Annotated in this window: 6 protein-coding genes; all 6 read right to left on the reverse strand. The window is 69.0% G+C overall.

Annotation, left to right across the window (positions count from 1 at the left end):
* Window positions 1-97: 97 nt before the first annotated feature.
* Genes fliJ through fliE form a run of 6 tightly spaced genes read right to left on the reverse strand, consistent with a single transcriptional unit; the run spans window position 98 to window position 5,601 of the window.
* The gene (fliJ, locus tag QMX79_RS19610; protein WP_068851672.1) at window positions 98-553 is read right to left on the reverse strand and encodes a flagellar export protein FliJ; all 456 of its coding nucleotides are present in this window, start codon (window positions 551-553) and stop codon (window positions 98-100) included.
* 3 nt (window positions 554-556) lie between these two features.
* Window positions 557-1,939: a FliI/YscN family ATPase gene (locus QMX79_RS19615; protein WP_214903414.1), complete on the reverse strand. Its 1,383-nt coding sequence runs from the start codon at window positions 1,937-1,939 to the stop codon at window positions 557-559.
* A complete protein-coding gene (locus QMX79_RS19620; RefSeq protein ID WP_095363804.1) occupies window positions 1,936-2,571 on the reverse strand; it encodes a FliH/SctL family protein in 636 nt (211 codons plus the stop codon). The genes QMX79_RS19615 and QMX79_RS19620 overlap by 4 nt, the downstream gene beginning before the upstream one ends.
* A complete protein-coding gene (fliG, locus tag QMX79_RS19625) occupies window positions 2,568-3,584 on the reverse strand; it encodes a flagellar motor switch protein FliG (RefSeq protein ID WP_282248265.1) in 1,017 nt (338 codons plus the stop codon). The genes QMX79_RS19620 and fliG overlap by 4 nt, the downstream gene beginning before the upstream one ends.
* Window positions 3,577-5,223 (reverse strand): flagellar basal-body MS-ring/collar protein FliF, encoded by a 1,647-nt coding sequence (gene fliF / locus QMX79_RS19630; RefSeq protein ID WP_282248266.1) that lies wholly within the window; start codon window positions 5,221-5,223, stop codon window positions 3,577-3,579. Before fliF ends, fliG begins: the two co-directional genes overlap by 8 nt.
* Before the next feature lie 12 nt (window positions 5,224-5,235).
* Window positions 5,236-5,601 (reverse strand): flagellar hook-basal body complex protein FliE, encoded by a 366-nt coding sequence (gene fliE, locus QMX79_RS19635; RefSeq protein WP_282248267.1) that lies wholly within the window; start codon window positions 5,599-5,601, stop codon window positions 5,236-5,238.
* Between the last annotated feature and the right edge of the window lie 299 nt (window positions 5,602-5,900).

Genomic DNA, 5,900 nt, shown 5'->3' on the forward strand with positions numbered 1-5,900 from the left:
CGGTCGCTGCCGCTGGTGTTGCGCGCGCTGGACGTGGTCGGGGGGGCGCTGCTGCTGGCGGTGGGGCCGGCGCTGCTGCCGAGCAGGCTGGGGGGCATCACGGGGTGTCTCCGCTGTCGGTGTCTTCGGCGCGGGCCAGGCGGCTGCGGCGGGCGCCGAGGTCGTCCATTTCGCGCTGGTCGCGGCGGTCGACCAGGACCTTTTCCTGGGCGCGGTAGCTGGCGGCAAGCTGTTCGAGCACGGCTTTGTCGCGGCTGGCCAGGATCAGGCGGGCGCGTTCGGCCTCGACTTTTTCGCGGTTGCTGTCGACGGTCTGGCGCTGCTGGGCGACGGCGGTGTCGAGGCGGTCGAGGAAGGCGCGGCGGTTCAGCAGTTGGGCCGGGCTGGTGGCGGCCATCTGTGCGTTGGCGTATTCCTCTGCGTAGCGCCGCAGTTCCTCCAGGCGCGAGAGGTGGGTGTCGAGCACGCGCTGGCGCTCGGCGAGGTCGCGGGCGACTTCGTCTTCGTGGTCCTGGGCCCGCTTGAGCAGGGGATCGATGCGCTTGGATTGCATGGTTTAGCCCTCAGGTTCCACCAGGCGCTTGAGCGCGGCCTGGCTGTGCGGCAGGTCGGCGGCTTTGCCGACGTCCTGGCCGAGGAAATCGACGATGTCCGACCAGCGTTCCAGTGCTTCGTCGGTGGCCGGATCGTTGCCGCGCTGGTAGGCGCCGATGGCGATCAGGTCGCGGTTGCTGGAGTAGGCCGAGACCAGGCGCTTGAGCTTGCGGATGCGCAGGCGCCAGGGTTCGTCGGCGATTTCGGTGACGACGCGGCTGACCGAGGATTCGACGTCGATGGCGGGGTACAGGCCGCTGTCGGCCACGCGGCGCGAGAGCAGGATGTGGCCGTCGAGGATGGCGCGGGCGGCGTCGGCGATCGGGTCCTGCGGGTCGTCGCCTTCGGTCAGCACGGTGTAGAAGGCGGTGATGGAGCCGCGGCCCTTGGCGCCGTTGCCGGCGCGTTCGACCAGGGCGGGCAGCTTGGCGAACACCGAGGGCGGGTAGCCGCGGGTGGTCGGCGGTTCGCCGACGGACAGGCCGATTTCGCGCTGGGCCTGGGCGAAGCGGGTCAGCGAGTCCATCAGCAGCAGCACGTTCAGGCCCTGGTCGCGGAACCATTCGGCAATGGCGGTGGCGCGGTAGGCGCCGTGCAGGCGGGCCAGCGGCGGGCGGTCGGCCGGGCTGGCCACCACCACGGCGCGGCGCAGACCTTCTTCGCCGAGGGTGCTTTCGACGAAGTCGCGCACTTCGCGGCCACGTTCGCCGATCAGGCCGACCACGATCACGTCGGCGGCGGTGTAGCGGGTCATCATGCCGAGCAGGGTGGACTTGCCGACGCCGGAACCGGCGAACAGGCCCACGCGCTGGCCACGGCCGATCGGCAGCAGGGCGTTGATGGCGCGCACGCCGACGTCGAGCGGCTGGGTGATCGGTTCGCGGGCGAGCGGGTTGATCGAGACGCCGGCCATGCCGACGGTGCCTTCGGCGCGGATCGGGCCCTTGCCGTCCAGCGGTACGCCGTCGCTGTCGATGACACGGCCGAGCAGGCCTTCGCCGACTTCGACGCCGCCACGGCCCAGCGAGGGCACCACGCGGGCGTTGGGCAGCAGGCCGTGCAGTTCGGCGCTGGGCATCAGGTAGGTGCGCTCGCCGGCGAAGCCGACCACTTCGGCATCGACCCAGCCGCCGTCGGCGACTTCAACCTTGCAGCTGGCGCCCATCGGCGATTCGCAGCCAACCGCTTCCAGGGTCAGGCCGACCGCGCGGCGCAGTACGCCTTCGCGGATCAGGCCACGGCCGTGTGCGCCATCGGGTTGGATGCCGTCCAGGCGCGCGGCCAAGCGCAGGTTGCGTGCGGCCGACCAGTCCGCCGCCGGCGGGGGCAGGGGTTCGGTGTTCATGCGCTGGCTCCGGATTTGCGCAGCACCGCATCCAGCGCGCCGCGCAGGCGCGCTTCGAGGGTGCCGTCGATGCGCACGGCTTCGGCGTGCACGCGCAGGTCGCCACGGCTCAGGGTGAGGTCGGCGGTGAGGCGCTGGGTGGGCGAGAGCTGCAGCAGCGGAGCAAGTGCGGCGATGTCGTCGGGGTGCAGGCGCACTTCGACCTCGCGGTTGGCACCGCCCACTGCGTCCACCGCTTCGCCGACCAGCTGCGCGAGCAGGGCCGGGTCGGCCTCGTAGGCGCGGCCGACCAGGGTGCCGGCAATGCGCACGGCCAGTTCGCCGAGCGCGGCCACCACTTCGTTTTCCAGCCGCGCCAGCGGGCGGCCGAAGTTGTCGAGGATGCCTTCGATCTGGGCGACCAGGCGACGCACTTCGGCCTGGCCCTGGGCCTGGCCGTCGGCATGGCCCTGTTCGAAGCCGTCCTTTTCCGCGGCGTCCTGGATCGCCTGGATTTCCTCCAGGGTGGGCAGCTGCAGCAGCGGTTCGGGCTCGTGTTCGGCGACCGGTTCGTCGAGGTCGTAATGGTCGTCCTGGGGGGCGGCAGGGGCCGCCAGCAGGTCCGGGGCAAGCCAGCGCACGGCGTGGTTCACAGCATGGCCTCCGCGTTGCCGCCGATGGTGACGGTGCCTTCATCGGCCATGCGCTTGACGATGGCCAGGATCTCGCGCTGCGCGGTTTCCACGTCCGACAGGCGCACCGGACCGCGTGCTTCCATGTCTTCCAGCAGGATTTCGGCGGCACGCTGGGACATGTTGCGGGTGATCTTGTCGCGTACCTTGATGTCGGCGCCGCGCAGGGCCAGGCCCAGGCGTTCGCCGCTGACTTCGCGCAGTACCAGCTGCAGTTCGCGGTCTTCCAGGTCGATCAGGTCGTCGAACACGAACATCTTTTCCTGGATGCGCGCGCTCAGCGGCGCATCTATACGGGAAATTTCGCCCAGGATGGCCTGGTCCTGGCCGCTGTCCATGAAGTTGAGGATGTTGGCCGCGCACTGCACGCCGCCGATGTTGGACGACTTCAGGTTCTGGTTGCCGGCGAACTGGCGCTCCATGATTTCGTTGAGCTCGTTCAGCGCGTTCGGCGGAATGCCGTCCAGGGTGGCGATGCGCAGCAGCACGTCGACCCGGGTGCGTTCGGGCAGCAGCTTGAGCGCGTCGGCGGCCTGGTCGGTTTCCAGGTGGGCCATCACGATGGCGATGATCTGCGGGTGCTCGTTGCGGACCAGGTCGGCCACCGCACGCGGGTCCATCCACTTCAGCGCGTCCAGGCCGGTGGTGTTGCGGCCGAGCAGGATGCGGTCGATCAGGTTACCGGCCTTTTCAGTGCCCAGCGCCTGCACCAGCATGTTGCGGATGTAGTCGTCCGAGCCGACGCCGAGCGAGGTCTTGGAACCCAGTTCGGTGCTGAACTGGTCCATCACCCGTTCAACCTGCTCGCGGGTGATGTCGCTCATGGTCGCCATGGCGATGCCGATCTTCTGCACTTCCTTGGGTTCCATGTGGCGCAGCACGTCGGCCGCTTCCACTTCACCCAGGGACAGCAGCAGCACGGCGGCGCGCTGCACGCCGCTGAGGGGGGCCGGGGGGGCGGCGGGATCAATCATTGGCCACCCAGCCCTTGACCACCTGGGCCACGCGCTTGGAATCGGTCTTTACAGCTTCACGCGCCATGCGCAGTCGTTCCTCGTAGGAGTCCACCGGCAACGCCAGCGGCTCTTGGCCTGAAAGGTGTACCCGGTCCGAACCGAGCTGGGGCAGGCCTTCGCCATCGTCCACCAGCTGCACGTCGGCGCTGTGCGGTTCCAGGCTGTCGTCCTTGCCGAGCTTCTTCGGCGTGCCGGTGATCGAGCGCAGCGCCGGGCGCAGTACGCCGAACACCAGCGCCAGCACCACGATGGCGCCAAGCAGCAGGCGCAGGCCGTCCTGCACCTGTGGCAGTTCCCACCACTTGGGGCCTTCGACCGGGGTGACTTCACGCACGAACGGGGCGTTCATCACCGACACGGTGTCGCCGCGCTCGGCATCGAAGCCCACCGCCTGCTTCACCAGTGCTTCGACGCGGGTGAGCTCGGCCGCCGACAACGGCTGTTCGGTGGTCTTGCCGTTGGCGCCGGGGCGCGGCACGTTGTCCAGCAGTACCGCCACCGAGACGCGCTTGATGCGGCCGGCCGGCTGGCGGGTGTGCTGCAGGGTGCGGTCCAGCTCGTAGTTGCGGGTGGCGTTGCGCGCGGTTTCGGTCGGCGTGGCGGCAGTAGCCGGCGCGGCAGCCGGGCCAGGCGGGGTGTTGCTGGCCGCACCCGGTACGCCCTGCGGGCCGGGGGTGCTGGTGCTGTTTTCGCTGGTCTGTTCGCTGCGCAGCTTCTGCGGCTCGCCGTTGTACAGCTCACGGGCTTCTTCGGTGACCGAGAAGTCCATGTCCACGCTGACTTCCGGGTTGACCCGGCCCGGGCCGGTCATCGGCTCGAGCAGTTCACGGATGCGCTGGTTGAACGAGGTTTCCTGGCGGCGTACCTGGTCGAACTGGGCGGCATTGACCGCCGCTTCGCTGTTGGGGTCGGACACGCTGAGCATGCGGCCGCTCTGGTCGACCACGGTGACGCGCTCGGCGGCCAGGTCGGGAATGCTGGCGGCCACCATGTGCACGATGGCGTCGATCTGGCCGCGTTCCAGCTGCTGGCCACCGCGCAGCTCCAGCACCACCGAGGCGCTGGCCACGTCGCGCTGGCGGGTGAAGGCGCTGGGCTTGGGAATGGCCAGGTGCACGCGTGAATCGCGCACCGGGCGCAGGGTGTTGATGGTGCGCGACAGCTCGGTTTCCAGCGAGTGCTGGTAGCGGGCGTTTTCCATGAACTGGCTGACGCCGAAGCCGGGGTCGCGCTCCATCAGCTCGAAGCCCAGGCGGCCGCTGTCGGTCAGGCCGGAACCGGCCAGCTTCAGCCGCGCATCGTGCAGGTTCTTTTCCGGCACGGTGATGCCGCCGGTGGCGGGGTCCAGCTCGAACGGAATCTGCGCCGCACGCAGCAGGTCGGTGGCTTCGGCGGTGGCCTTCTGGTCCAAGCCGGTGTACAGCGGCACCATCCCCGGCTTCTGCGACCAGAAGAACACGAACAGGCCTGCCGCAACGGCCACGGCGATCATCGCCATCAGGCCAAGCCGACGGGTGATCTGCAGGCTTTGCAGCCGGTCGAACCACTGGCCCGCCTTTTCGGCGTTCAGGGATTCCTTGGTGAGCGACAGGGCCATGCGTTTCTATCCTTACAGCGGCATGTTCATCACGTCCTGGTAAGCCTGGACGAGACGGTTGCGGACTTCCACGGTGGCGCGGAAGGCGATCTGGGACTGCTGCGAGGCGACCATCACCTTGGCCAGGTCGGCGCCGGGTTCACCCAGTTCGAAGGCGCGGGCGAGGGCGCCGGATTTCTGCTGCGCCTCGTTGACGCCGGCGATCGCGCCACGCAGGGTCTCGGTGAAGCTCGGGCCCTGCACGTCCTGCGGTGCCACCAGCCCTTGCATCCCCGGCAGCCCTTGCAGGGCGTTGGTCTGGGGGGTCTCGACGGACTGGCCTACCTGGGTCTGGTAGGTGCGGATCTGGGAAAGAATCGAGGTGACGGAGTGTGACATCTGGAACGTTCCGGCTGTTTGGGGGTTTCGAGTGATGACGTTGCAAGCCCCGTGCCGAAACGGCTGAGTGGTTCAGCGATGTGGTGATGACGCGGTGTGAAGGCCTGCGGCGCAACCGGTTACATGCGCAATGTGACGGAATGCCGCTGCGTCAAGGCGACGCTCGGCGGGTGACGGAACCCCGGCGTCGGGAAACCGTCGCGGAGATCGATGCCGGTACCCGGTAGCGCCGGCCGTCAGCCGGCCCACTGAGCCGACGGAGGCGGCGTGGGGCAGCAGAAGGCGCGTAGTGCCAATAG

This window comes from Stenotrophomonas sp. PS02300 (assembly GCF_029959395.1).
In the GTDB taxonomy this organism is placed as follows: Bacteria; Pseudomonadota; Gammaproteobacteria; order Xanthomonadales; family Xanthomonadaceae; genus Stenotrophomonas; species Stenotrophomonas maltophilia_AD.

Bases quoted from the DNA above. Each gene is read 5' to 3' on its own strand.
- fliJ (WP_068851672.1), bottom strand. From the start codon at position 553: ATGCAATCCAAGCGCATCGATCCCCTGCTCAAGCGGGCCCAGGACCAC.
- QMX79_RS19615 (WP_214903414.1), bottom strand. From the start codon at position 1,939: ATGAACACCGAACCCCTGCCCCCGCCGGCGGCGGACTGGTCGGCCGCA.
- fliG (WP_282248265.1), bottom strand. From the start codon at position 3,584: ATGATTGATCCCGCCGCCCCCCCGGCCCCCCTCAGCGGCGTGCAGCGC.
- fliF (WP_282248266.1), bottom strand. From the start codon at position 5,223: ATGGCCCTGTCGCTCACCAAGGAATCCCTGAACGCCGAAAAGGCGGGC.
- fliE (WP_282248267.1), bottom strand. From the start codon at position 5,601: ATGTCACACTCCGTCACCTCGATTCTTTCCCAGATCCGCACCTACCAG.